This is a genomic window from Rhizobium sp. R634 (assembly GCF_002211305.1).
Lineage (GTDB): Bacteria > Pseudomonadota > Alphaproteobacteria > Rhizobiales > Rhizobiaceae > Rhizobium.
In genome coordinates, this window is sequence record NZ_LOKW01000001.1 from 253,157 (window position 1) to 278,725 (window position 25,569).

24 protein-coding genes are annotated in these 25,569 nt (G+C 62.8%); 19 read left to right on the forward strand and 5 right to left on the reverse strand.

Going from position 1 to position 25,569, the window contains the following annotated elements:
- Positions 1-31 precede the first annotated feature (31 nt).
- Positions 32-826 (reverse strand): pyrroline-5-carboxylate reductase dimerization domain-containing protein, encoded by a 795-nt coding sequence (locus tag ATY77_RS01145; RefSeq protein ID WP_088675606.1) that lies wholly within the window; start codon positions 824-826, stop codon positions 32-34.
- A 1-nt stretch (position 827) separates the two neighbouring features.
- Positions 828-1,469: a TetR/AcrR family transcriptional regulator gene (locus ATY77_RS01150; protein WP_088675607.1), complete on the reverse strand. Its 642-nt coding sequence runs from the start codon at positions 1,467-1,469 to the stop codon at positions 828-830.
- A 146-nt stretch (positions 1,470-1,615) separates the two neighbouring features.
- Between ATY77_RS01150 and ATY77_RS01155 the strand changes: the two genes are divergently transcribed.
- The 19 genes from ATY77_RS01155 to ATY77_RS01245 all read left to right on the forward strand — a co-directional run bounded on the left by ATY77_RS01155 (position 1,616) and on the right by ATY77_RS01245 (position 21,849).
- Positions 1,616-3,652 carry an NADH:flavin oxidoreductase gene (locus ATY77_RS01155; protein WP_088685711.1) on the forward strand — a complete coding sequence of 679 codons (2,037 nt, stop codon included), beginning with the start codon at positions 1,616-1,618 and terminating at the stop codon, positions 3,650-3,652.
- A gap of 98 nt (positions 3,653-3,750) precedes the next feature.
- Complete coding sequence (locus ATY77_RS01160) at positions 3,751-4,356, forward strand: dimethylsulfoniopropionate lyase (protein ID WP_088685712.1); 606 nt, start codon at positions 3,751-3,753, stop codon at positions 4,354-4,356.
- A gap of 31 nt (positions 4,357-4,387) precedes the next feature.
- Positions 4,388-5,137 (forward strand): electron transfer flavoprotein subunit beta/FixA family protein, encoded by a 750-nt coding sequence (locus ATY77_RS01165; protein ID WP_088685713.1) that lies wholly within the window; start codon positions 4,388-4,390, stop codon positions 5,135-5,137.
- Between the two features lie 25 nt (positions 5,138-5,162).
- Entirely contained in the window at positions 5,163-6,092 is a 930-nt protein-coding gene (locus tag ATY77_RS01170; RefSeq protein ID WP_088685714.1) for an electron transfer flavoprotein subunit alpha/FixB family protein, read from the forward strand.
- A gap of 16 nt (positions 6,093-6,108) precedes the next feature.
- Entirely contained in the window at positions 6,109-6,810 is a 702-nt protein-coding gene (locus ATY77_RS01175; RefSeq protein ID WP_088685715.1) for a dimethylsulfonioproprionate lyase family protein, read from the forward strand.
- Complete coding sequence (locus tag ATY77_RS01180; RefSeq protein WP_088685716.1) at positions 6,807-8,471, forward strand: electron transfer flavoprotein-ubiquinone oxidoreductase; 1,665 nt, start codon at positions 6,807-6,809, stop codon at positions 8,469-8,471. The genes ATY77_RS01175 and ATY77_RS01180 overlap by 4 nt, the downstream gene beginning before the upstream one ends.
- 34 nt (positions 8,472-8,505) lie before the next feature.
- Positions 8,506-9,633 (forward strand): S-(hydroxymethyl)glutathione dehydrogenase/class III alcohol dehydrogenase, encoded by a 1,128-nt coding sequence (locus tag ATY77_RS01185; RefSeq protein WP_088675614.1) that lies wholly within the window; start codon positions 8,506-8,508, stop codon positions 9,631-9,633.
- 3 nt (positions 9,634-9,636) lie between these two features.
- Complete coding sequence (gene fghA, locus ATY77_RS01190) at positions 9,637-10,473, forward strand: S-formylglutathione hydrolase (RefSeq protein ID WP_088685717.1); 837 nt, start codon at positions 9,637-9,639, stop codon at positions 10,471-10,473.
- Between the two features lie 55 nt (positions 10,474-10,528).
- A complete protein-coding gene (gene gfa, locus ATY77_RS01195) occupies positions 10,529-11,101 on the forward strand; it encodes an S-(hydroxymethyl)glutathione synthase (RefSeq protein WP_088685718.1) in 573 nt (190 codons plus the stop codon).
- A 389-nt stretch (positions 11,102-11,490) separates the two neighbouring features.
- Positions 11,491-12,207, forward strand: a complete 717-nt coding sequence (locus ATY77_RS01200) for a GntR family transcriptional regulator (protein ID WP_088685719.1) — start codon at positions 11,491-11,493, stop codon at positions 12,205-12,207.
- Complete coding sequence (locus ATY77_RS01205; RefSeq protein WP_088685720.1) at positions 12,204-13,115, forward strand: dihydrodipicolinate synthase family protein; 912 nt, start codon at positions 12,204-12,206, stop codon at positions 13,113-13,115. Before ATY77_RS01200 ends, ATY77_RS01205 begins: the two co-directional genes overlap by 4 nt.
- Complete coding sequence (locus ATY77_RS01210; protein ID WP_088685721.1) at positions 13,108-14,625, forward strand: aldehyde dehydrogenase; 1,518 nt, start codon at positions 13,108-13,110, stop codon at positions 14,623-14,625. The genes ATY77_RS01205 and ATY77_RS01210 overlap by 8 nt, the downstream gene beginning before the upstream one ends.
- Positions 14,622-15,968, forward strand: a complete 1,347-nt coding sequence (locus tag ATY77_RS01215; protein WP_088685722.1) for an FAD-binding oxidoreductase — start codon at positions 14,622-14,624, stop codon at positions 15,966-15,968. Before ATY77_RS01210 ends, ATY77_RS01215 begins: the two co-directional genes overlap by 4 nt.
- A gap of 78 nt (positions 15,969-16,046) precedes the next feature.
- Entirely contained in the window at positions 16,047-16,898 is an 852-nt protein-coding gene (locus tag ATY77_RS01220; protein ID WP_088685723.1) for a glycine betaine ABC transporter substrate-binding protein, read from the forward strand.
- 85 nt (positions 16,899-16,983) lie between these two features.
- The gene (locus tag ATY77_RS01225) at positions 16,984-18,075 is read left to right on the forward strand and encodes a glycine betaine/L-proline ABC transporter ATP-binding protein (RefSeq protein WP_088685724.1); all 1,092 of its coding nucleotides are present in this window, start codon (positions 16,984-16,986) and stop codon (positions 18,073-18,075) included.
- 21 nt (positions 18,076-18,096) lie between these two features.
- Positions 18,097-18,945: a proline/glycine betaine ABC transporter permease gene (locus ATY77_RS01230; RefSeq protein WP_088685725.1), complete on the forward strand. Its 849-nt coding sequence runs from the start codon at positions 18,097-18,099 to the stop codon at positions 18,943-18,945.
- Complete coding sequence (locus ATY77_RS01235) at positions 18,942-19,793, forward strand: ABC transporter permease subunit (RefSeq protein ID WP_088685726.1); 852 nt, start codon at positions 18,942-18,944, stop codon at positions 19,791-19,793. Before ATY77_RS01230 ends, ATY77_RS01235 begins: the two co-directional genes overlap by 4 nt.
- A 15-nt stretch (positions 19,794-19,808) precedes the next feature.
- Positions 19,809-20,807 carry a 4-hydroxyproline epimerase gene (locus ATY77_RS01240; RefSeq protein WP_088685727.1) on the forward strand — a complete coding sequence of 333 codons (999 nt, stop codon included), beginning with the start codon at positions 19,809-19,811 and terminating at the stop codon, positions 20,805-20,807.
- A gap of 28 nt (positions 20,808-20,835) precedes the next feature.
- A complete protein-coding gene (locus ATY77_RS01245; RefSeq protein ID WP_088675626.1) occupies positions 20,836-21,849 on the forward strand; it encodes a GlxA family transcriptional regulator in 1,014 nt (337 codons plus the stop codon).
- A gap of 7 nt (positions 21,850-21,856) precedes the next feature.
- On the opposite strand, the gene ATY77_RS01250 is transcribed toward ATY77_RS01245, so the two are convergent.
- Genes ATY77_RS01250 through ATY77_RS01260 form a run of 3 tightly spaced genes read right to left on the reverse strand, consistent with a single transcriptional unit; the run spans position 21,857 to position 25,512 of the window.
- The gene (locus ATY77_RS01250) at positions 21,857-23,137 is read right to left on the reverse strand and encodes a Xaa-Pro peptidase family protein (protein ID WP_088685728.1); all 1,281 of its coding nucleotides are present in this window, start codon (positions 23,135-23,137) and stop codon (positions 21,857-21,859) included.
- 40 nt (positions 23,138-23,177) lie between these two features.
- Positions 23,178-24,269, reverse strand: coding sequence for a hybrid-cluster NAD(P)-dependent oxidoreductase (locus ATY77_RS01255; RefSeq protein WP_088685729.1), 1,092 nt, complete (start codon positions 24,267-24,269; stop codon positions 23,178-23,180).
- Positions 24,259-25,512, reverse strand: a complete 1,254-nt coding sequence (locus ATY77_RS01260; RefSeq protein ID WP_088685730.1) for an aromatic ring-hydroxylating dioxygenase subunit alpha — start codon at positions 25,510-25,512, stop codon at positions 24,259-24,261. The genes ATY77_RS01255 and ATY77_RS01260 overlap by 11 nt, the downstream gene beginning before the upstream one ends.
- Positions 25,513-25,569: the final 57 nt, after the last annotated feature.

Below are 25,569 nucleotides of genomic sequence, written 5' to 3' on the forward strand. Positions count from 1 at the left end.
GGGGCGCCGCAGTAACCCGCTCCAACGGTTTTCAGGAGGCGTCTCCCATACTTACCGATTTCGTAAATGCCGCCGAAAGACCATTGGCGACCGAGGCGTCGAACCCGGCGGCACGCATGGTTTCGATGGCTGCCGCGGTCGTGCCGCGGTAGTCGAGAAAGGTCTGAACGACATCGTCGGGCGACTCGTCGCGGCGCTCCAGCAGGCGCCCGGCGCCTGTCATCACCGTGTTGACCGCGCGGCGCGCCACATCTGCCGGCAGGCCATGGGCGACGGCATCGCGCATCATCGCGGCGGCGAGCAGCGCCGGGAAGGCCGGTCCGGATCCGGAAAGGCCTGTGAGGTAATCGATATCGCTTTCCCTTGCGACCTCGTCCTGCGATCCGCATGTCTCGAAAATGGCGCGCACGATAGCGCGGTCGTCTTCCGTGATGCCGCTCGCGCCGATCCAGGGCGTATAGGATTTCGCCACTTCGGCCGCGGCATTCGGCAGGGCGCGCACGACGCGGTTGGTCTTGTGCCGTGCGGCAAGGGCGGCGAGGCGAATGCCGGCCATGACCGAAATGACGAGCTTGCCGGAAGCATCGACCTCAAGGGGATGCCAGTCATCGGGGCGAACGGAGAGCAGGATCACGTCCGAACGGTCGGCAAGCTCCTGGCTGTCGGTCGTCCAGAAAGAATCCGGAAAACGGCGCGGCTGCTCCCTGCGATAGGAGAGGGAGAGATTTTGAGGAACGACCAGGCCGGAATCGAGGATCGAGCCAGCAATGGCTCCGCCAAGCCAGCCGCCGCCGCCAATGATGCCGATCCTCAAGGAAGCGCTCATCTCAGGTCTTCCTCTCACCGGGCTTATAGCCATGCCGCGAGAAGAAGCGGTCGAGCTCCCTCTGCTGCGGCACTTCGCCGGTGTAGATCGCGATATATTCCGGAATCCGTTTCATGCGGACGGCGAGTTCCTCCCTCGATTGCATCGATATGTAGCCTATCTGGACGAGATAAGTTGTCCGCGCTCTGACATCTGATGTCGTTTCTGGTAACCCGAAGCGCATGAACATGCGTTTTAGCGCCTCCAGCCGGATCTGATCGGCCTGCTGGACTTCGGCCAGAAGCTCGTCGGACTGGAGCGCCCAGCTGCGCACGGCAAATTCGAATTTGGCGTCGAAAAGATCGGTGTTGAGCCAGCAATCGAAGACGTTGAGCATCGCCTCGGCCAGCGATTCCGCATAGGCTTCCGACTGCTTGACGATGTTGCCGGTGTTTTTATCGCGCCAACGCGCCACCAGTGCGCTCAACAGTTCCTCCCGATCCTTGAAGAACCAGTAGAAGCTCGTTCGCGAGAGATTGAGCTTCTTTGCCAGCGGCAGAATCTTCACCGAATCGACGCCGGAATCGAGCAGGGAGTGGTAAGCTGCTTCCAGCCATCCTTCCTGCGATCCGCGCCAGCCGGTGTCGTTCAAAGCCTGCTCCATGCGTTATCTCCTATCAAATTCCGAGGCTGAGCGCAAGAAAAATGTACATCAGTGTCGAAAATAACGACTTCTTTGTTTTCAACATTGACACATATGTACATTGCGCTTAGCGTCTGCTCGACGTTTTTAATACGGAACCACGGCCCATGTCGAACGATCCTCTCCTTCAGCCCTATCAGCTCAAGCATTTGACGCTGCGCAACCGTATCATCGTGACCTCGCATGAGCCGGCCTATCCCGAGGATGGCATGCCGAAGGAGAAATATCGCGCCTATACGGTGGAGCGGGCGAAGGGCGGCGTGGCGCTGACGATGACGGCCGGCTCTGCCGCCGTCTCCAGGGACAGCCCGCCGGTTTTCAACAATCTGCTGGCCTACAAGGATGAGATCGTTCCCTGGATCAGGGAAATGACCGACGCCGTGCACGAAGAGGGGGCGGCGATCATGATCCAGCTCACCCATCTCGGCCGGCGCACGCGCTGGGACAAGGGCGACTGGCTGCCGGTCGTCGCTCCGTCGCATCATCGCGAGGCTTCGCACCGCGCCTTCCCGAAGAAGATGGAAGACTGGGATATCGAGCGGATCATCAAGGATTTCGCCGATGCCGCCGAGCGCATGAAGGCGGGCGGCATGGACGGCGTCGAGCTTGAGGCCTACGGCCACCTGATCGACCAGTTCGTGTCTCCGCGCACCAACGAGCTCGAAGGCCCCTATGGCGGCTCCTTCGAAAATCGTCTGCGTTTCTGTTTCGACGTGTTCAAGGCGATCCGGCAAAGGGTGGGCGAGGAGTTCATTCTCGGCCTGCGCTACACCGCCGACGAATGTCTTCCCGGCGGCACCGGCAAGGCCGAAGGTCTCGAATTCTCCAAGCGCCTGAAGGAAAGCGGCCTCATCGACTACCTGAACGTGATCCGCGGCCATATCGACACCGATGCGGGCCTGACCGACGTGATCCCGATCCAGGGCATGGCGAATTCGCCGCATCTCGATTTCGCCGGCGAAATCCGCTCCGCCACCCAGTTCCCGACCTTCCATGCGGCGAAGATCCCCGATGTCGCCACCGCGCGCCACGCGATCGCGGCCGGCAAGGTCGATATGGTCGGCATGACCCGCGCGCACATGACCGACCCGCATATCGTCCGCAAGATCATCGAGAAGCGGGAAGAGGATATCCGCCCCTGCGTCGGCGCCAATTACTGTCTCGATCGCATCTATCAGGGTGGCGCTGCCTATTGCATCCACAATGCCGCCACCGGCCGCGAACTGACCATGCCCCACATCCTGGCGAAGGCCGATGTGAATAAGAAAGTCGTCATCGTCGGCGCCGGGCCGGCCGGTCTCGAGGCGGCGCGTGTCGCTGGGGAGCGCGGCCACAAGGTCGTCGTCTTCGAGGCGGCGAACAATCCGGGCGGCCAGATCCGCCTCACCGCGCAGAGCGAACGCCGCCGGGAAATGATCAGCATCATCGACTGGCGCATGAGCCAGTGCGAAAAATACGGCGTCACCTTCCACTTCAACACCTGGGCGGAAGCCGGCACGATCGAGGCCGAAAGCCCCGATGTCGTCATCATCGCGACGGGCGGCCTGCCGCACACGGAGGTTCTCACGAGCGGCAACGAGCTGGTGGTTTCCGCATGGGACATCATCTCCGGCGACGTGAAGGCGGGCTCCAACGTGCTGATCTTCGATGATGCCGGCGATCATGCCGGCCTCCAGGCGGCGGAGTTCCTTGCCAAATCAGGCGCCAAGGTCGAGATCATGACGCCGGACCGGTCCTTCGCGCCCGAAGTCATGGCGATGAACCTAGTGCCCTATATGCGCTCGCTGCAGAAGTACGACGTGACCTTTACCGTCACCTATCGTCTGGAAGCCGTCGAAAAGAGCGGCAACCAGCTCGTGGCCCATGTCGGCAGCGATTATGGCGGGATTGCCCGACAGCACAGCTACGACCAGATCGTCGTCAATCACGGGACCATCCCGCTCGACGAACTCTATTTCGAGCTGAAGCCCAATTCGACCAATCTCGGCGAGATCTCTCACGACCAGCTTCTCCAGGGAGAGCCGCAATCCGTCATTCGCAATCCGGAAGGCAAGTTCCAGCTGTTCCGCATTGGCGACGCCGTCGCTGCGCGCAATACGCATGCCGCCATTTATGACGGTCTGCGCATCGCGAAGGATATATGATTGCAGGATCGGCCGGTTCGCCGGCCGGTCGTCCGGAGCGTGATGCCGGAAGCGTAAGCCGGTTGGGATGATGTCATGCTCCCAAGGGAGGGGATGGTATGAGTTCACGCAATGAAAGCCTCCAGCATTTCCTCGAGGCGGCATCTCGGGCTTTCGGTCAGTTCGCCAAGGCGCCGGAAGCCCGCCGCTCGCTCGATGGGTTCTTTGCGGCGCTGGAGCGCCCGGGGACTGCGCGGGCGGGAGAAGGCAGCCGGCTGCCCGTCTGCGCTCACCACCTCGATGTGGCGCTTTCGGCCGATACCTCCTATGGTTCACTGACGCAGTTGATCGAGCGGTTCAAAGGCATCGAGCCAATGCTTGAATGGCGCCGACGCACCAAGTATGACCACACGGCCAGCGACAATTTCGTCGATGGGCATGCCAATGCCATGATCATCGGCCCGGGCGGATTGGAGGAGCGGAACGACCTGTGGCTCGGCGTGACGTTGATGGCGCCGCACGTGCGTTATCCCGATCACGATCATGCGCCGGAGGAAGTCTATCTCGTGCTTTCCAAGGGAGAGTTCCAGCAGGGGGAGGGGGACTGGTTTTCGCCTGGTATCGGCGGATCGTTCTACAATATCCCAGGGATCAAACATGCCATGAGGTCGGTGGAGACGCCGCTCTTCGCCTTCTGGGCGCTGCTTGCCGACCGGCCGCACTGACGGCCGTCTAGAATTATAAGGGGTTCGCAAAATGAAGATTCTCGTCCCAGTCAAACGGGTTGTCGACTACAACGTGAAGATCCGGGTGAAGCCGGATGGTTCGGGTGTCGAGCTTGCCAATGTGAAGATGTCGATGAACCCGTTCGACGAGATCTCAGTGGAAGAGGCGCTGCGGCTGAAGGAGGCCGGTAAAGCGGAAGAGGTTGTGGTCGTGTCGATCGGCCCGGCCAAGGCCGAGGAGACGCTGCGGACGGCGCTCGCCATGGGCGCCGACCGGGCGATCCTGGTCGAGACCGACGATCAGGTCGAGCCGCTCACCGTCGCCAAGATCCTCAAAGCGGTCGCCGATGCCGAACAGCCGGGGCTTGTTATCACCGGCAAGCAGGCGATCGACGACGATTCCAACCAGACCGGCCAGATGCTGGCGGCCCTGCTCGGTTCGGCCCAAGCGACCTTCGCCTCGAAGATCGAGATCGGCGACGGCAAAGCGACGGTCACCCGCGAGGTCGATGGCGGCCTGCAGACGATCGAGATCAAGCTGCCGGCGGTCGTCACCACCGACTTGCGCCTGAACGAGCCGCGTTATGCCTCGCTGCCGAACATCATGAAGGCGAAGAAGAAGCCGCTCGACAAGAAGAGCCCGGCTGACTTCGGCGTCTCCACGACGCCGCGGCTGAAGGTACTGAAGACCGAGGAGCCGTCCGGCCGCAAGGCGGGCGTCAAGGTCAAGAGCGTCGCCGAACTGGTCGACAAGCTGAAGAACGAAGCCGGCGTGCTGTAATCGGGTTGGAACAGGAGCAACTATCATGACCATTCTTCTTCTGGCCGACCATGACGGCAATCATCTCTCCGACCAGACCGCCAAGGCGCTGACGGCGGCAAGCCAGATCGGCGGCGATATTCACATCCTCGTCGCCGGCAAGGCCGCCAAGGCGGCGGCCGATCAGGCGGCGAAACTCTCCGGCGTTGCCAAGGTTCTGCTCGCCGAAAGCGATGCGCTTGCCAACAATCTCGCCGAGCCGCTGGCCGATCTGATCGTCTCGCTGGCCGGTTCCTACGACACGATCCTGTCTGCCGCCACCTCGGTCGGCAAGACCGTGCTGCCGCGCGTCGCCGCCCTGCTCGACGTCGCCCAGATCTCCGAGATCATCGAAGTGGTCTCGGCCGACACTTTCAAGCGGCCGATCTATGCCGGCAACGCCATCCAGACGGTGCAGGCAAGCGATGCGAAGAAGGTGATCACCGTGCGCACCGCCTCCTTTGCTTCGGCGGCTGAAGGCGGCTCGGCAACGGTGGAGGCGATCCCGGCCATCTCCGATCCGGGTCTGTCGCGGTTCGTCTCCGACGCGCTGTCGGCCTCGGAACGTCCGGAACTGACGTCGGCGAAGATCATCATCTCAGGCGGCCGCGCCTTGGGCTCGGCGGAGAAGTTCAAGGAAGTCATCCTGCCGGTTGCCGACAAGCTGGGGGCCGCCGTCGGCGCCAGCCGTGCGGCCGTCGATGCCGGTTATGCCCCGAACGACTGGCAGGTCGGCCAGACCGGCAAGGTGGTCGCCCCTGATCTCTACATTGCCGCCGGCATCTCAGGCGCCATCCAGCATCTGGCCGGCATGAAGGATTCGAAAGTGATCGTCGCCATCAACAAGGACGAGGAGGCGCCGATCTTCCAGGTCGCCGACTACGGCCTCGTCGCCGATCTCTTCGACGCACTGCCGGAATTGCAAAAGGCGCTCTGAGCGAAGGGGATCGAACGTGGCTCGCGCGGTAGGACGCCCAATCAAACCTGGTGCCGATCTTCTTCTCAACGATGACGCAAAGCCGGCCTATGTCCGGCTGCACGACATCGGCAGGGAGAGGCGTCCTCGGCCTCTGCAGGAATTCCTCAACGACGTCGGCGGACTGATGCTGTCGGCGGAAGCGCCGGCCGTCGCCAGCTTCGTCGCCGGCAAGGTTCTTCAACGGCTGCTCAAGACAGGCAAGATGCGCGCCGAGGGCCAGCCTCTTCCCGGTGCGCCCCAGGGGCTCGATGATGCGATTGGCCATCTTGCCAAATCGGGGCGGAAATACGAGGCGATCGCCGGCCAGTTCCAGGCTCTCGCCGACAAGCTGCTCTGGAGACGCGGCCGCTCCGGCCCGTTTGCAAGCCTAAATTTCGGCAACACCCATTCCCATGCGGTGCTCGTCGGCCCCGGCGGCATGGAGGAGCGCGCCGATCTCAGGGTCGGTGCGATCTATATGGATCGATACACCCGTTTTCCCGATCATGTTCAGACGCAGCCGCGCGCCTTCCTTCTGCTGTCGCCGGCAGAAATCTCGCTTGGCGATTCCCAGTGGTTTTCTGCCGCTACCGGCACAGTCTTCGCGAATGATGCGGGGCAATCCTTCGCGATAAGATGCACAGCCCGGCCGCTTCTCGCGGTCTGGTGCCAGGTCGAGCCGGAGACGAATGGATGAGCGAGATGACAGATCTGCCCGAACGCGAGAGCATGGAATTCGACGTGGTGATCGTCGGCGCCGGCCCGGCCGGTCTTTCGGCGGCGATCCGGCTGAAGCAGGTCAATCCGGAGCTTTCGGTCGTCGTCCTGGAGAAGGGGGCCGAGGTCGGCGCCCATATCCTCTCCGGCGCGGTGGTCGATCCGATCGGCATCGACCGGCTGCTGCCCGGCTGGCGCGAGGATGCCGATCATCCCTTCAAGACCGAAGTGACCGACGACCAGTTCCTGTTACTCGGGCCCGCCGGCTCGATCCGCCTGCCGAATGTCGTGATGCCGCCGTTGATGAACAATCACGGCAATTACATCGTCTCGCTTGGGCTCGTCTGTCGCTGGCTGGCGGGCAAGGCGGAAGAACTCGGCGTCGAGATCTATCCGGGCTTTGCCGCAGCCGAAGTGCTCTACGACGACAAGGGGGCGGTGATCGGCGTCGCCACCGGCGACATGGGCATCGAGAAGAATGGCGAGCCCGGTCCGAACTACACCCGCGGCATGGAGCTGCGCGGCAAATATACGCTGATCGGCGAAGGCGTGCGCGGCTCGCTCGCCAAGCAGCTGATCGCCAAGTTCGACCTGCAGAAGGATCGCGAGCCGCAGAAATTCGGCATCGGCATCAAGGAGCTCTGGCAGGTCAAGCCGGAGAACCACAGGCAAGGCCTGGTGCAGCATTCCTTCGGCTGGCCGCTCGGCATGAAGACCGGCGGCGGCTCCTTCCTCTATCATCTCGAAGACAATCTGGTGGCGGTCGGCTTCGTCGTTCATCTCAATTACAAGAACCCCTATCTCTATCCCTTCGAGGAGTTCCAGCGCTTCAAGACGCATCCTGCCATTCGCGGCACCTTCGAGGGCGGCAAGCGGCTTTCCTATGGGGCGCGCGCCATCACCGAGGGCGGCTACCAGTCGGTGCCGAAGCTTTCTTTCCCCGGCGGCGCGCTGATCGGCTGTTCGGCCGGTCTCGTCAACGTGCCGCGCATCAAGGGCAGCCACAATGCGGTGCTGTCGGGCATGCTGGCGGCCGAGAAGCTGGCCGCGGCGATTGTATCCGGCCGCAGCCATGACGAGGTGGTCGAGATCGAGACGGAATGGCGGGCGACCGACATCGGCAAGGATCTGAAGCGTGTCAGGAACGTCAAGCCGCTGTGGTCGAGGTTCGGCACGGCGATCGGCGTGGCCCTCGGCGGTCTCGACATGTGGACGAACCAGCTCTTCGGCCTGTCGCTCTTCGGCACGCTTGGCCACGGCAAGACCGATGCTGAAAGCCTGGAGCCAGCCTCCCAGCACAAGCCGATCGCCTATCCGAAACCGGATGGCGTCCTGACCTTCGACCGGCTGTCCTCGGTGTTCCTGTCGAACACCAATCACGAGGAGGACCAGCCGGTGCATCTCAAGGTCAAGGACATGGCGCTGCAGAAGCGATCGGAGCACGATATCTATGCCGGCCCGTCGACGCGGTACTGTCCGGCCGGCGTCTATGAATGGGTGGAGAAGGACGGCGACAAGACATTCGTCATCAACGCCCAGAACTGCGTGCACTGCAAGACCTGCGACATCAAGGACCCCAACCAGAACATCAACTGGGTGCCGCCGCAGGGCGGCGAGGGGCCAGTCTATCCGAATATGTGACAACCCTATTTAATTTAAGAGGAAGGATATCGAAATGGACGTTCGCGCCGCTGTTGCCGTTCAGGCAGGAAAACCGCTCGAAGTGATGACCGTGCAGCTCGACGGCCCGAAGGCCGGCGAAGTGCTGGTGGAGGTCAAGGCGACCGGCATCTGCCACACCGACGATTTCACGCTCTCCGGCGCCGATCCGGAAGGCCTCTTCCCCGCCATTCTCGGCCACGAGGGCGCAGGCATCGTCGTCGACGTCGGCCCCGGCGTCACCTCCGTGAAGAAGGGCGATCACGTTATCCCGCTTTACACGCCGGAATGCCGCGAATGCTATTCCTGCCTGTCGCGTAAGACCAATCTCTGCACCGCGATCCGCTCGACCCAGGGTCAGGGTCTGATGCCCGACGGCACGTCCCGCTTCTCGATCGGCAAGGACAAGATCCATCACTATATGGGCTGCTCGACCTTCGCCAATTACACCGTGCTGCCGGAGATCGCGCTCGCCAAGGTCAATCCGGACGCCCCCTTCGACAAGATCTGCTACATCGGCTGCGGTGTCACGACAGGCATCGGTGCGGTCATCAACACCGCCAAGGTCGAGATCGGCGCCACCGCGATCGTCTTCGGTCTCGGCGGTATCGGCCTCAACGTGCTGCAGGGCCTGCGACTGGCCGGCGCCGACATGATCATCGGCGTCGACATCAATCCTGACCGCAAGGAATGGGGCGAGAAATTCGGCATGACGCATTTCGTCAATCCGAAGGAGGTCGGCGACGACATCGTGCCCTACCTCGTCAACATGACGAAGCGCAACGGCGACCTGATCGGCGGCGCAGACTACACCTTCGACTGCACCGGCAACACCAAGGTCATGCGCCAGGCGCTGGAAGCCAGCCATCGCGGCTGGGGCAAGTCGATCATCATCGGCGTTGCCGGCGCCGGCCAGGAAATCTCCACGCGTCCGTTCCAGCTGGTGACCGGCCGCAACTGGATGGGCACCGCCTTCGGTGGCGCGCGCGGGCGGACCGACGTGCCGAAGATCGTCGACTGGTACATGCAGGGCAAGATCCAGATCGATCCGATGATCACCCACACGATGCCGCTCGAAGACATCAACAAGGGCTTCGACATGATGCACAAGGGCGAAAGCATCCGCGGCGTGGTCGTGTACTAAGCCATGAAAACCATCTCGACCGACAAATCTTACGGCGGCACGCAAGGGGTCTACGTCGATCGCTCCGAAGCCTGCGGCTGCGACATGACCTTCGCCGTCTTCGTGCCGCCGCAGGCGGCCGAGGGAAAGCTGCCGGTGTTGTGGTATCTGTCCGGCCTGACCTGCACGCACGCCAATGTCATGGACAAGGGCGAGTATCGGCGGCTTGCCGCCGAGCTCGGGCTGATCGTCGTCTGCCCGGATACCAGCCCCCGCGGCGACCATGTTCCCGACGAAGCCGATAATTGGCAGTTCGGCAAGGGTGCCGGTTTTTATGTCGATGCCACCGAGCCGCCGTTTTCGGCGAACTATCGCATGTACAGCTACATCACGGACGAGCTGCCGCGGCTGCTTGCCGAGGAGTTTCCCGTCGACATGGATCGCCAGGGGATCTTCGGCCATTCGATGGGCGGGCACGGCGCGATCACCATCGCGCTCAAGAACCCGGATCGCTTCCGGAGTTGCTCGGCCTTCGCGCCGATCAGCCACCCTTCGGTGTCGGGCTGGTCGAAGCCCGCATTCCGGAAATATCTCGGGCCCGATGAAAAGAGCTGGCGGGCCTATGACGCCTGCTCGCTGATCGAGGACGGGCACCGGTTCTCCGAGTTCTTCGTCGACCAGGGGACGGCAGATTCATTCCTGGAGGATGGGCTTCGTCCCGACGAACTCCGGCAAGCCTGCGAGGCGGCGGGTATTCCCCTCAAGCTTCGCATGCAGGAAGGCTACGGCCACTCCTACTTTTTCATTTCGACATTCATGGAAGACCATCTGCGCTGGCACGCGCAGAAGCTCGAAAAGTGATTGCAGGGCTCGGCCGGGCATAACGCAAACGGCCAGGGAGGGAAGGAGAGAAGCAATGAGCAGCATAGCCATTCATCCAGCAGTGGATTCAGGCTTTCGAGCGACTGACGCTGCTTTCACAGGCGGGACGCTGGTGTGCAAGTGCGCGAGCAATCCCGTCAAGGTCAGGATCAAGGGTGATATCGCCCACAACCACGCCTGCGGCTGCACCAAGTGCTGGAAGCCGGAGGGAGCAGCCTTTTCGGTCGTGGCGGTCGCTCCGACCGAGAGCGTCGAAGTGCTCGAGAACGGCAACAAGCTCGCCGTCGTCGATCCCGCCGCTCTGATCCAGCGGCACGCCTGCAAGGAATGCGGCGTGCATATGTATGGGCCGGTCGAGCGCGAACATCCCTTCCAGGGGCTGTCCTTCGTCCATCCCGAGCGCTTCCAGGAAAGCGGCTGGGCAAAACCGACCTTCGCGGCCTTCGTGTCGTCGATTATCGAAAGCGGCTTCGACCCCGCCAAGATGGACGCCGTCCGGGGGCAGCTGAAGGCATCGGGCCTCGAGCCCTATGACTGCCTCTCGCCCGGCCTGATGGACTACATCGCGACCTGGACCGCCAAGAAAAGCGGCGCGCTCGCCGCATGATCTTCCGGGGAGCGCCGACGGGCGCTCCCCGACCCCGCCGTCGCAAAACCGGGATATCCCGCGACGGCCGCGCCGCCTTGCCGGCGCCCAGGCGTTCGAGCCTGACGATCCACAGAATTCCCATCACCTGTCACGCTATCCGCCTGGGTAAACTCCGCAACGGCTGCCCGCCGCGGCGCTTTCGGCCGTGCCGATCATCCCCAATCAGCATCAGGCCCAACGTCGGCGAAAATTCGCTCATCGCGCTCTGGGCGGTAGCGGTATGACGGTCTCCGCATATTGTGTATCTCACGAATAATAATTGTGTACGTGATGTACACAATTATTGACTCCCTTAGGAAGGCGTGGCATCTTCGCGGCATAGGGCAACAATCGGCCGGAGATCGACGATGGCGAAGACACCCAAGAGCAATCTCTACGACGATCTGAAACGTCAGATTCTGACGATGGAACTGGACCCGGACGCCGATCTGGACGAGGCCAGTTTGAGCGAGCGGTACGGGCTGTCGCGGACGCCGGTGCGGGACATATTCCGCCGCCTTGCCGGAGAGGGTTACATCGACATCCGCGAGAACCGGGGTGCGCGGGTCATCCCGATGAACCACTCGACGCTGCGGAATTTCTTCCTCGTCGCGCCGATGATCTATGCGGCGATCGGCCGTCTCGCCGTGCAGAATTTCAAGCCGGCGCAGCTGTCGGACCTGAAGCAGACCCAGGAGCGGTTCCGCGCCGCCAGCGAGGATATGGATGCTCTGGCGATGGTGCTGGAGAACAATCGCTTTCACGAAATCTTCGGCGAGATGTCGGGTAACGTCTACATGCAGCCGAGCCTCGGCCGGCTGCTGATCGACCACGCGCGCATCGGCCACACGTTTTTCCGGCCGAGGAACGAGGATATGCGGCGCCGGCTTCGGCTGGCCGTCGAGCATCATGACAGCTTCATCGCGGCGCTCGCCGCGCATGATGAGGACGCGGTCGTCGATCTCGTTTTCGAACACTGGGAATTGTCCCGCGAGAACATGGAGATGTTCATCGCTCCGCAAGGCCTCAAGGCGGACGCCTTCGTCGGCGGTCCGGCCACGCAATTATTGGAGAAGTCATCGTGAAATTTGAGGGGATCTACACGCCGGCGGTCACGCCGCTCGATCAGAATGGTCAGATCGACAGGGCCGGCTTCGCCGCCGTGCTCGAGTCGCTGATCGAGGCGGGCGTCCACGGCATCATCGTCGGCGGCTCGACGGGCGAATACTACGCCCAGAGCAGCCAGGAGCGTTTTGAGCTGGCGGCCTATGCGAAAGAGGTCATCGGCACGCGGCTGCCGCTCATCATCGGCACCGGCGCCACGCGCACCGAGGATTCGGTCGAATATGCCAAGGCCGCAAAGGAAATCGGCGCGGATGCGATCCTCGTATCGTCGCCGCCCTATGCGCTGCCGACCGAACGCGAAAATGCGGTCCATGCCTTGACGGTCGATCGCGCCGCCAACCTGCCGATCATGCTCTACAACTATCCCGCCCGCATGGGCGTGGTGATGGGCGAGGAGTATTTCTCCCGCGTCGGCAAGTCGAAGAACGTCGTCGCCATCAAGGAAAGCTCCGGCGACATGGGCAATCTTCACCTGCTCGCCCGGAAATTTCCGCATATTTCGCTGTCCTGCGGCTGGGACGACCAGGCGCTCGAATTCTTCGCCTGGGGTGCCAAGAGCTGGGTTTGCGCCGGCTCCAACTTCCTGCCGCGCGAGCATGTCGCCCTTTATGAGGCCTGTGTCGTCGAGAAGAACTTCGACAAGGGCCGGGCGATCATGAGCGCCATGCTGCCGCTGATGGACTTCCTCGAATGCGGCAAATTCGTCCAGTCGATCAAGCACGGATGCGAGATCATCGGCCTCAAGGCCGGCCCGGTGCGGGCGCCGCTACGCGGACTGAACTCCGAAGAGAAAAGAACCCTCGAGACCGTCGTTTCCACGCTGAAGCGCACGGTCGGCCAGATCACGTCGGGAGCCAATCATGCATGAACCTTTGACCGCAGCCGAATACAAGGCGATCGCCGCCGGTCTTCAACTTCCGACGAATGCCTTCATCGACGGCGCTTTCCGTCCGGCAAATTCCGGCAAGACCTTCACCTCCACCAATCCCGCGACGGGTGAAATGCTTGCCGAAATCGCCGCCTGCGATTCCAGCGATGTCGATTTCGCCGTCGAGAAGGCGAGGCAGGCGTTCGAAGACGGGCGCTGGCGGCTCCGCTCGCCGGGTGAGCGCAAGGAAGCGCTGCTGAAGCTTGCCAAGCTGCTGGAGCGCAACCGGCACGAACTCGCCGTCATGGAAAGCCTCGACAGCGGCAAGCCGGTCCGCGAATGCCAGACCGTCGACGTTCCCGACACCATTCATACGCTGCGCTGGCATGCCGAGCTGATCGACAAGCTCTACGACAACACCGCCCCGGTCGGCGCCAACGCGCTGACGATGATCGTGCGCGAGCCGATCGGCGTCGTCGGTTGCGTGCTGCCGTGGAATTTCCCGCTGCTGATGCTCGCCTGGAAGATCGGCCCGGCGCTTGCCGCCGGCTGCTCGGTTATCGTCAAGCCGGCACAGGAAACGACTTTCACCACGCTGCGCGTCGCCGAGCTCGCCCTTGAGGCAGGCATTCCGGCCGGCGTCTTCAATGTCGTGACCGGCTCCGGCCGCGAGGTCGGCGAGCCGATCGGCCTGCATATGGATGTCGACATGGTCGCCTTCACCGGCTCGACGCCGACCGGCCGCCGCTTCCTGCGATATGCGGCGGATTCCAACCTCAAGAAGGTCGTGCTCGAATGCGGCGGCAAGAACCCCGCCGTCGTTCTCGACGATGCCGAGGATCTGGATCTCGTCGCCGAGCAGGTCGTCAACGGCGCCTTCTGGAACATGGGCGAGAATTGCTCGGCCACGTCGCGTCTCATCGTCCATGCCAAGGTCAAGGACGAACTGATGAAGCGCATCGGCGCCTATATGCGCGAATGGAAGACGGGCGATCCGCTCGATCCGGAAAACCGCATCGGTGCGCTCGTCAGCAAGTCGCACTTCGAGAAGGTGAAATCCTTCCTCGACGACGCCAAGACGGAAAAGCTGTCCGTCACCCAGGGCGGCGAAACCTATAACGGCATCTTCATCGAGCCGACCCTGGTCGAGGGCGTGACGCCGGCGAGCCGCCTGTTCCAAGAAGAGATCTTCGGGCCGATCCTGTCGGTCACGACGTTCAACACGCTCGCCGAGGCGACCGCTCTGGCCAACGACACCAATTACGGTCTGACGGCATCCGTCTATACGGGCAGCCTGCGCAATGCGATCCGGCTGACGCGCGACATCCGCGCCGGCCTGATCACGGTCAACTGCTTCGGGGAAGGCGACGCCACCACGCCCTTCGGCGGCTACAAGGAGTCCGGCTTCGGCGGCCGCGACAAGTCTGTCTTCGCTCATGACAATTACTGCGAGCTGAAGACCATCTGGATCGACATTTCGGAACGCTCCGTCGACGAGACGATCCGATGACCCGCCATGTGATCAAGCACCTGCCGACCGATACCGGCGTTTCGGGATGGGAGGCGACCAGCGAACGCGCCTTTCCCGTAACGGCGCTTGAACACGACATTACCGCCGATTGGCTGATCATCGGCGGCGGATTTGCCGGCCTTTCGGCGGCCCGCCGCCTCTCGCAGTCGCGGCCGCAGGACAAGATCGTTGTCCTCGATGCCCGCGAACTCGCCAAGGGTCCGGCCGGAAGGAATTCCGGCTTCATGATCGACGTGCCGCACAACCTTTCCTCCGGCGAGTATTCGGTGGCGGACGAGGCGGCGACCAAGGACGAGATCCGCCAGAACCGTCTGGCGATCTCCTTCGCGGCCGATGCCGCGGCCGAATACGGCCTGTCCAGGGAAACCTTCGATCCCTCGGGCAAGGTCAATGCCGCAGCCTCCGACAGGGGGCTCGGCCTCAATGACAATTACCGGAAATCGCTGGAGAAGATCGGCGAGGAACACCGCGTTCTCGATGCCGACCAGATGCGGGAGATGACCGGCACGCATTATTACCGTGGTGGCCTTTATACGCCGGGCGCGGTGATGATCCAGCCCGCCGATTATATCAGAGGCCTGGCGCGCGGCCTTTCCTCGAAGGTCGCCATCCACGAGCACTCGCCGGTGCTGGAGCTTTCGCGCGAAGGCCGGACTTGGAAGGCGAAGACGGCCCGCGGCTCCGTTTCCGCCCCGAAGGTCATTCTCGGCGTGAACGGCCATATCCAAAGCTTCGGCCATTTCCGCGGGCGGCTGATGCATATCTTCACCTACGCCTCGATGACCGCGGCCTTCTCCCAGAACGAATTCGCAGGCGACGTGACGGGGGCGGACCGCTGGGCGCTGCTGCCGGCCGACCCGATGGGCGCAACGGTCAGAAAGGTCACCACCGACGGCCGCTCGCGGATCGTCATCAGGACGCGGTTCACCTACGACCCGAGCCTCAAAGTATCGGAAAAGCGCGTCGCCGGCATCGCCGCCGAGCAGCGCCGGTCCTTCGACGCCCGCTTCCCGGGGCTGGAAAACTTGCCGCTTGAATATAGCTGGGCGGGCGCGCTCTGCCTCAGCCGGAACCATGTGCCGGCATTCGGCGAAGTGGAGGAAGGGCTTTTCTCCGCCTGCTGCGAAAACGGTCTCGGCACCGTCAAGAGCACGCTTGCGGGCATGATGGCCGCAGATCTCGCGACGGGTGCGGCAAGCCCCGAACTCGACAAGTACAAGAACCAGCCGGACCCGACGAGATTGCCTCCCGAGCCCATCGCATGGCTCGGCGTCAACTCGGTCATCCGCTTTCAGGAATTGCGTGCAGGCCGCGAGGGATGATCCCTCGGCACGCGCAATATGAAGCTGCCCGTTCGCAGGCTTCAACGAGAATGGGAACGTAAAACAGGAGTAACAACAATGAAAAATTTGTGGAAGGCGCTTTGCGCCGCTGCGATGGTCGGGATCAGCGTCCTGCCTTCTCGCGCGGAGGAAAAGACGATCACCATGGGCACGATGTCCTGGGAGGACCTGACGCCCATCACCGGCATCACCAAGAAGGTTCTTGAAGACGCCGGCTACACCGTCAAGGTGACCGAATTCTCCGAGTGGGGCATTGCCTATGCCGCTCTCGCCAAGGGCGACATCCAGGTTCTCACCTCACAGACGGACTATGTCGCGCAGGATTACTGGGACAAGAACAAGAACCGCCTCGAAAAGATTTCGCCGGTTTCGCACGGCCTCTACCAGGGCGTTGCCGTTCCGAAATATGTCCCGATCGACTCGCTGGAACAGCTCAATGAAAACGCCGACAAGTTCGGCGGCAGGATCATCGGCATCGAGCCGGGCGCCGGCCTGATGCGCGATACTTCGAACGCCGTCAAGGATTACGGCCTCAAGCTCCAGCTCGTCGAAGGCAGCACCGCCGCGATGACGGCGGCGCTGAAGTCCGCCTACGATCGTCAGGAGTGGATCGCGGTGACGATCTGGGAGCCGTCGTGGATGGTCCAGAAGTACGAGGTCAAGTACCTCAAGGATCCGAAGGGCGTCTTCCCGCCGCCGCAGAGCTACTACTGGATCGGCCATAAGGGCTTCTCGGAAGAATATCCGCATGCTCGCGAAGTCATGGCCAGCGTCTACGTGCCGATCGCCGACATCACCGCCATCAACGGCGCCGTCAAGGACGGCAAGACCATGGACCTGGCCGTGCAGGATTGGATCGGCGCCCATGCCGACCTGATCAAGCGCTGGGAAAACATCAAGAAGAACTAAACGCCTCGTGGCCGTCCGAGCTGTCGGGCGGCCACCCTCGAACTCAAGGAAGAAGCCAGCGCCGATTGGCTCAAAGGGGATCGCTATGAAAACCGCCAATATCGATGCCAAGGATGTCCTGATCGACTGCCAATCCCTCTGGAAGGTCTTCGGAGGCAAGTCCGCCGCGGCGATGAAGTCGATCAAGGAGCGTGGCCTCGGCAAGACAGAGGTCCTCAAGGAATTCAACTGCGTCGTCGGCGTGTCCGATGCGAGCATCCAGGTCCGGCGCGGCGAAATCTTCTGCATCATGGGATTGTCGGGAAGCGGAAAATCGACGCTCATCCGCCTTCTCAACAAGCTGATCACGCCGAGCTCCGGCAAGGTTCTCGTCAAGGGACGCGACCTCGCCTCCCTGTCGCCCGTCGATCTCAGGCAGATGCGGGCGAAGAACATCGGGATGGTGTTCCAGAGCGTCGCCTTGCTGCCGCACCGGACGGTCCTGGAGAATGCCGCTTTCGGCCTCGAGGTCCAGGGCATTGCGAAAGCGGAGCGCAACAAGACCGCCGCCGCCGCGCTCGAAAAGGTCGGCCTCGCCGATTGGCTGAGCCGGTATCCGGGCGAGCTCTCCGGAGGCATGCAGCAGCGCGTCGGCCTTGCCCGCGCGCTCGCCTCCGACCCCGAGATCATTCTCATGGACGAGCCGTTCAGCGCGCTCGACCCTTTGATCCGGCGCCAGCTTCAGGATGAATTCCGCCAGCTGACCAAAGCGCTCGGCAAGTCCGCCGTCTTCATCACCCATGATCTCGACGAGGCGATCCGCATCGGCGACCGCATCGCGATCATGAAGGACGGCGTCATCATCCAGACCGGCACCGCCGAGGAAATCATCCTCAACCCGGCGGATGCCTATGTCGCCGAATTCGTCGCCGGCATTTCCCGCCTTCACCTGATCAAGGCGCATTCGGTCATGCGCAGCGTTGCCGAGTTCCAGCAGAGCGCGCCGAACTCCGACATCGCCTCGCTCGCGCGCACCACACCCGATGCCGATATCGACGAGCTGATCACCTTGACGATGCAGTCGGAGCGCGACGCCATCGCCGTCGTGGACAGGGATCAGGTCGTCGGCGTCGTCACCCCGCGCAGCCTGCTGATGGGCGTCAAGGGCACCTCCGCCCACGAACTCACGCCGGCATGACCGCAACTGGAGCTGATCGACATGGATACTTCAGGCTTCACCGATCTTTTTGACGAATGGACGGACACCGCGCTCGAATGGGTGAGCGACAACGGCGAGTTCCTCTTCGACTATATCAGGCAGGTTCTCGAAGGGCTCTATGACGGGATCCTCTGGCTCCTGCAGCTTCCGCCTTTCTACGTGATCGCGCTCGTCGTCGCGCTCATCGGCTGGCGGCTCGTCAATATCTGGTTCGCGTTCGCAGCCGGCGTTGCGCTGGCGCTCTGCTTTTCCATGGGACTCTGGCCGGAGACGATGAGCACGCTGGCGCTCGTCCTGACGGCGACCGTGCTTGCGCTGGCGATCGGCATTCCGATCGGCATCGCCGCCGGCTTCTTCACCGCGCTCGACCGCTTCATGGAGCCGGGTCTCGATCTGATCCAGACGCTTCCGCCCTATATCTATCTGCTGCCGGCGATCGCCCTGCTCGGCTACGGGCCAGCCACCGCCATGATCGCGACCGTGATCGTCGCCGTGCCGCCGGCCATCCGCCTGACCTCTCTCGGCATCCGGATGACGCCGAAGGAATTCATCGAACTCGGGGAAGCCCTTGGGATGACGCCGGCGAAGATGTTCTTCAAGATCCGTCTTCCCTTTGCGCTGCCGAGCATCATGGCCGGCATCAACCAGAGCCTGATGATGGCTTTCGGCATGGTTGTCATCGCCGGCATCGTCGGTTCCGGCGGGCTTGGAGAGACAATCTACGGCGCAATCAGAACGCTCGATATCGCGACCTCTATCAATGGCGCGATCGCCATCGTGGTACTGACTATGGTGCTTGATCGGATAACCCAGAGCGCTGCCCGCCTGGGAACAGGGAGGAAGTCATGAATCCTGCGATGCTGCAGTTTTCGCCAGGCGCTTTCCTGGCTCCATCAGTCGATTGGCTGAACACCAATCTTCATCCGCTGTTTGCGGCGATCAGCTATGTGGTCGAAACGGTTCTTTCGGCCATCGAAGCCGCACTCCTCTTCGTGCCGCCCTATGCGCTGATCGCGATCGTCGTCGTCGCGGCATTCTTCGCCGTCAGCCTGCGCGCGGCGATCCTGGCCGGTCTCTGCCTTGGCTTCTGCCTGCTCGTCGGCCTGTGGACGGCGTCGATGCAGACGCTTTCTCTCGTCACCGTCGCCGTCCTGATCTCCGTGATCATCGCCTTCCCGGTCGGCGTGCTCTGCTCGCGCTACAAGGCGCTGGAGGCGGTGGTCCGTCCGATTCTCGACGTGATGCAGACCGTGCCGCCGTGGGTCTATCTCATTCCCGCGGTCATGATCTTCAGCCTCGGGCGCGTGCCGGCGATCATCGCCACCATCGTCTATGGCATTCCGCCGATGCTGCGCCTGACGACGCTGGCCTTCAACCAGGTGCCGAATGTCTTCCTCGAGCTTGGCAGTGCCATCGGCGCGCCGCCGCGCTCGATCCTGTGGAAGATCGAGATCCCGCTTGCCAAGCAGACGCTGCTGGTCGGGCTCAACCAGGGCATCCTTCTGTCGCTGGCGATGGTCGTTCTGGCCGGCCTCGTCGGCGCCGGCGGCCTCGGCGCGGAAGTCACGCGCGGCCTGACGCGCATGGAGATGGGGCTTGGCCTGAGGGCAGGCCTGGCGATCGTTGCGGTCGCCCTGCTACTCGACCGGCTATCGCGTGGTCTGCTCGACCGCGACAGGCTGCCGAAGGCGAGATAGCGAGGACATGACGGAATGAGAAACAGCTTCTTCTGCATCGACTCGCATACCTGCGGCAACCCGGTCCGTCTCGTTGCCGGCGGCGGCCCGCTGCTGCCTCATCTGCCGATGGGCGAGCGCCGTGAGATCTTCGTCCGCGATCACGACTGGGTCCGCAAGGCGCTGATGTTCGAGCCGAGGGGGCATGACATCATGTCGGGCTCGATCATCTATCCCCCCTATCGGGAGGATTGCGATTTCGCCGTGCTCTTCATCGAGGTGAGCGGCTGCCTGCCGATGTGCGGCGCCGGCACCATCGGCACCGTGACGGCGGCGATCGAGGAAGGGCTGGTCAAGCCGCGCGTGCCTGGCAGGGTCGCCATCGAAACGCCGGCCGGCCGGGTGGATGTCACCTATGAGGAGAAGGACGGTTATGTCGATTCCGTCCGCCTCCATAATGTCGCGAGCTATCTCCATGAGGCCGATGTCACGGTGGACGTGCCCGGCATGGGCCGTCTGCGCGTCGATATTTCCTATGGCGGCAATTATTACGCGGTCGTCGAGCCCCAGGAGAACTGGGGCGGTCTCGACGGCATGAGCGCATCCGACATCGTCGGCTGCAGCCAGAAGCTCAGGGCAGCCCTTGCCGATATCTGCAATCCCGTCCATCCCGACGACGACCGGATCCGCGGCGTGCATCACGCGATCTGGTGCGACCGCCCCGTGAACGACGTCTCCGACGGGCGCTGCGCCGTCTTCTACGGCGAGAAGGCGATCGATCGGTCGCCGGGCGGCACCGGTACCTCGGCGCGCATGGCGCAGCTCTATGGTAAGGGACGGCTTGCGATCGGCTCGAAATATCGTCACGAAAGCCTGATCGGGACCATCTTCGAGGGCAGGGTCGAAGGCGAGGCAGGCATCGGCCCTTACAGCGGCATTCTGCCGAGCATCGGCGGGTGGGCGCGCGTCATCGGCCACAATACCATTTTCGTTGACGACCGCGACCCTCTGGCGCACGGTTTTCAGATCAGATGAGCGCGGTGAGACCGGCAAGGAGATGACTATGCGACCGGAACAGCATCGGCAGGGAGACGGCGCCGCGAAACCCGCTGCCCGGCTCAAGGTGGGTTTCGTTCTGGCCCGGTCCTTCACGCTGTCGGCCTTCGCGCTCTTCGTGGATACGCTGCGGCTGGCCAGCGACGAGCAGGATCGTTCCGGCCGGGTGCTGGCCGATTGGCAGGTGATCGGCAGCACGCGGCATCTGATAACCTCGAGCTGCGGCGTGCAGGTCGCGCCGACCTCCGATTTCGTCGATCCGTCGCGCTTCGATTACATCGCCGTCGTTGGCGGCCTGCTGACGGTGGAGAACCCCGTCGACCAGCAGACCATCACCTTCCTCAAGCAGGCGGATGCCAAGAAGGTGCCGCTGATCGGCGTCTGCACCGGTTCGTTCATTCTGGCCTCGGCAGGCCTGATGAAGCGGCATGAATCCTGCGTGAGCTGGCTGCATTACAAGGAGTTCCGCGAGCGTTTCCCCGAGCTCAGCGTCCGTTCCGACCGGCTCTTCAATCTCGATCGCCAGCGCGGAACCTGCGCAGGCGGCAGCAGCGCTGCCGATATGGCCGCATTGCTGGTGCGCAAATACATCAGCCGTGACGCCGAACGAAACGCGCTTGAAGTGCTGCAGATCGAAAAAGCGCGCGCTCCGGCCGACATTCAGCCCCGCCGCCCGCTCTACGACGATTACGACGATGCCCGCGTCAAGGCGGCGATGATCACCATGGAGCAATTCGTCGACGGCAGCATGCCGATCGAAAAGCTCGCCGCCATGGTCGGGCTCTCGCGGCGCCAGCTGGAGCGGATCTTCATCGAGAAGACGGGCATGTCTCCCGCCAAGGCCTATAATCGCGTCCGCATGGAGCGGGCGAAATCGATCCTTGCACAGTCGAAGGCGCCGCTCATCGAGATTGCGCTCGATGTCGGTTTCGAAAACGCCTCGCAGTTCACGCGGACGTTCAAGCGCACCTTCGGGCAGACGCCTTCCCAGCATCGCGCCGCAGCTTTGAGAGCGCACTGACGCGGGGTCAGACATCCTCCCACGGAAAGCTGTCCAGCCGCTCCGCGCCCCTTGATGTGATCAGGGCCTGGGTCTCCAGCTTGACGCTTTCCGAGCCGGCCTCGGCGATCAGGCTTTCGACGTTCAGCACCATGTTCTCCTCGATGATGCCGCTGAAATCGGGATCGAAATCCGGATGCAGCAGCACGCCCGGCCATTCGTCGGCCATGCCGGTGCCGTGCAGGGCGAGCGTGTAGCGATAGGGCTGATATTTCTCCGGGATCTGCCAGGACAGCTCGTTGAATTCGCGGAACGTCATGCCGGGCCGGATGACGGACAGATTGTGTTCGATCTGATCCCTGGCTGCCGCGTAAAGCTCCTTCTGCTTGGCGTTCATCGCGACATGCCCACACGTCCATGAGCGCGAGAGGTCGGCGCAATAGCCGTAGGGGCCGATCATATCGGTGTCGAAGGAGATCATCTCGCCGCGCTTGATGACGTAGTCGGAACATTCCTGATACCAGGGATTGGTTCTCGCGCCCGCGGTCAGCAGCTTGGTCTCCAGCCACTCGCCGCCGCTGCGGGCATTTTCGAAGTGCAGCTCGGCCCAGATTTCCCGCTCGGTGTGGCCGGGTTCTGACACCTCGTACATGCGCGCCATGCCCGCTTCGCAGACGCGGATCGTCCAGCGCATCAGCTCGATTTCGTCGGCGCTCTTGATCGCCCGCGCCCGTTCGGCGAGCTCCTGGCCGTCGAGCAGCGTAAAGCCGCGTTCGGTCAGTTCGAAGGCGCCTGATGGTTCGAGCCGGTCCACGGCGATGCGCCTGTTGCCGCCGTTCCCCTTGACGATGTCGGCGATCTCGTCCGCCCAGGCCTTCAGACGCGGTTCCACCAGATTGCCTGCCGTGAAGAAGATCCAGGATTTCGACGGCCGAATCTCGTCGATGCCGGGCAACCCATCATTGACGTGCTCCGCGCCTTCGAATTCGAAAATGATCGCCGGGCCGTCGGCCAGAATCAGCGCGTAGCGCGACGGATTGTGCATCGTCCAGATGCTCATGTTCGACGAATCGAAGGCATAGCGGATGTTGACGGGATCGTAGAGCAGCAGGGCGCCGCAATCCCATTCGCGCATCTTCATGCGCAGCCGCTCCAGCCGGTAGCAGCGCGCCCGGTCGAGGGTCGCGGCCGACACCGGACTGATGAGCGGCCGGTCCGCCCCATCGGGGTTGAGATAGGCCTGCTTCCGCTCGTCCTTGAAGACGGTCGAGCCGGTCAGCTCGATGGATTCGTTTTCGTCTCGCAGCATCCGGGTGATCCCCCGTTATCGGTGATTGATGCGGTGTCGCTCAGCGTTCGATGACGAGATCGCTGAGCGGCTTCGAGCAGCAGGGCAGGAAGAAGCCGGCGTCGATTTCCCGCTGGCGGATGCCGCCATTGTGGTTCATGTCGACCGTGCCGGAGGTGAGCTTCGACTTGCAGGTGCCGCAGACGCCGTTGGCGCAAGAGGATGGTATCCTGACGCCGGCCTTCTTCGCGCAGGAGAGCACGCTTTGGTCGCCTGTTACCTCGATGTTGCGCGCCTGCTTGGAGAAGCTGACCTGGAAGACCTTGGCGGCCGCCTCCTGGATCGCGGGGATTTCAGGCTCGTCGATGACGGCGGCGTCGAAGCTTTCCTCGAGATAATGCGAGGCGGGAACGCCGAGTTCGGCAGCGATTCCGCGCGCCGCCGCCATGAAGGGAGCGGGGCCGCAGCACATCACCGTGCGCTCGGCTATATCGGGAACCGCGAGCTTGAAATAATCCGCCGAAATGCGGCCGGTGAGGCCGGACCAGGAGGGCTCGCCCGCAACCGTTTCCGGCAGGAAATGCAGCCGCAGCCCTTTCAGCTTGCGGGCGATGCAGGCAAGTTCGTCGCGGAAGATCAGATCCAGCGGCGTGCGCGCGGCATGCAGGAAGACGACGTCGGCCGGCTCGCAGCTGTCGGCGAGCTCACGCAGAATGGACATGACGGGCGTGATGCCGGAGCCGCCGGAGAGCAGCAGAAGCTTCGGCTTCGTCGCCTCGGAGCGGACGAAATGGCCGAGCGGGCCGTTCGCCTTGACCGACGCCCCCGGCACCAGCGTGTCGTGAAGCCAGTTGGAGATCTTGCCGCCTGGAACGCGCTTCACCGTCACGGAGAAGGCGTTCGTGCGATGCGGCGAAGAGGAGATGCTGTAGCATCGGCTCTCAGGCTCGCCGTTATGCTCCAGATCGAACAGAAAATACTGACCGGCCTTGAAGGCGAACCGCTTCCCGTTAGGAGACGCGAAGGTGAAGGTCCTGACGTCGTGGGTTTCCTGCTGGACGTCGAGGCAGACGAGGGCATCGTCTTCCTCGGGATTCCAGATGTCGTGACGGGCGGCCTTTGCGAGCGGCGCTTGCGGGTTCCTAGTATCCATGAGCGCGCATCCGGTCGATGTACCAGGTGGCGAACTTGTCGAGGTTCGTCTCGGAGAAGCGGGAATAGGGACCCGGCTGATAGGCGGGGTCGAGCGCGCCGGCATGGGAACGGGCGACGAGGTCGGCGTCCTGATCCGTCGTTGCGATCCAGACATCCGTCAGTTTGTCGAGGTCGTAGTCGACGCCTTCGACGGCATCCTTGTGGACCAGCCACTTGGTGCGGACCAGCGTCTTGCCGGCCGAGAGCGGGATGACGGTGGCGACGACCGCATGATCGCCCATGAAATGGTTCCAGCTGTTATGGCCCCAGAGATGGGTGTCGCCGAGATCCTTGCGGGTCATCTGTCCGAGGAGCTTTGAAGAGGCGGCGGTGGCGTCATGCGTCTGGGATTCGCCGGCGCCCGATATGATCAGCCGCTGCGTGCGGAAGTTCGTGGCGCAGTCGGTGAGCTGCTCGATGGCAGCCGATGGGAAACCGTCGGCCTCCCATGCCTGGGTGCGCGCCTCGTAAAGCCGGAAATGCTCCTCGGCCTGTTCGCGATCCTCCGGGCTCAGCGTTTCGGGGTCGAAGCCGAAGTCGAGATCGACGAAGGAGACGCAGAGCTCGGGATGGTTCGCGGAGCAATGGTAGCACTCGCGATTGTTCTCCATCGTCAGCTTCCAGTTGCCGTCTTCGATGACGTCGGTCTGGTGGGCGATCTTGGCATTGCGGATGTCGTAGGGCGCGAGGCGCTCGACCATGGCCTCTTCGAGGCCGGCGATGTCCTCGGGCGGATTGTCGGACAGGCAGACATAGATCAGGCCGCCGATCGATTTGAAGGTAACGGGCTTCAGGCCGTGACAGTCCTTATCGAAATCCTTGCCCATGTGCGGCGCATAGCTCAGCTCGCCCGTCAGCTCATAGGTCCAGGTGTGATAGGGACAGACGAGCTTCGAAACGATCGTCTTGCCCGGGTTGAGAAGGCGGGAGCCGCGGTGGCGGCAGACATTGTGCAGCACGCGGATTTCGCCGTCGTCGTCGCGCAGGAGGATCAGGCTCGTCTTGCCGATGTCGACGACGGTGGCGTCGCCGGGCTCCGGAACATCGCAGTCGAGGCCGACGCAGATCCAGTGCTTGTGGAAGAAGACATCGATATCCGCTTCGAACACGTCTTCTCTTACATAGAGACCGGCCGGCAGCGAATGGCCTTCCGCGCGGGAGTCGAGAAGCGCCGAAATGGAAGAAGGAAGCCTGTTTAGCATGAGAACCTCTTATGTGAGAGTTTCCCCAGATTGCTCTTGCAGCGTCGGCCTTTCAAC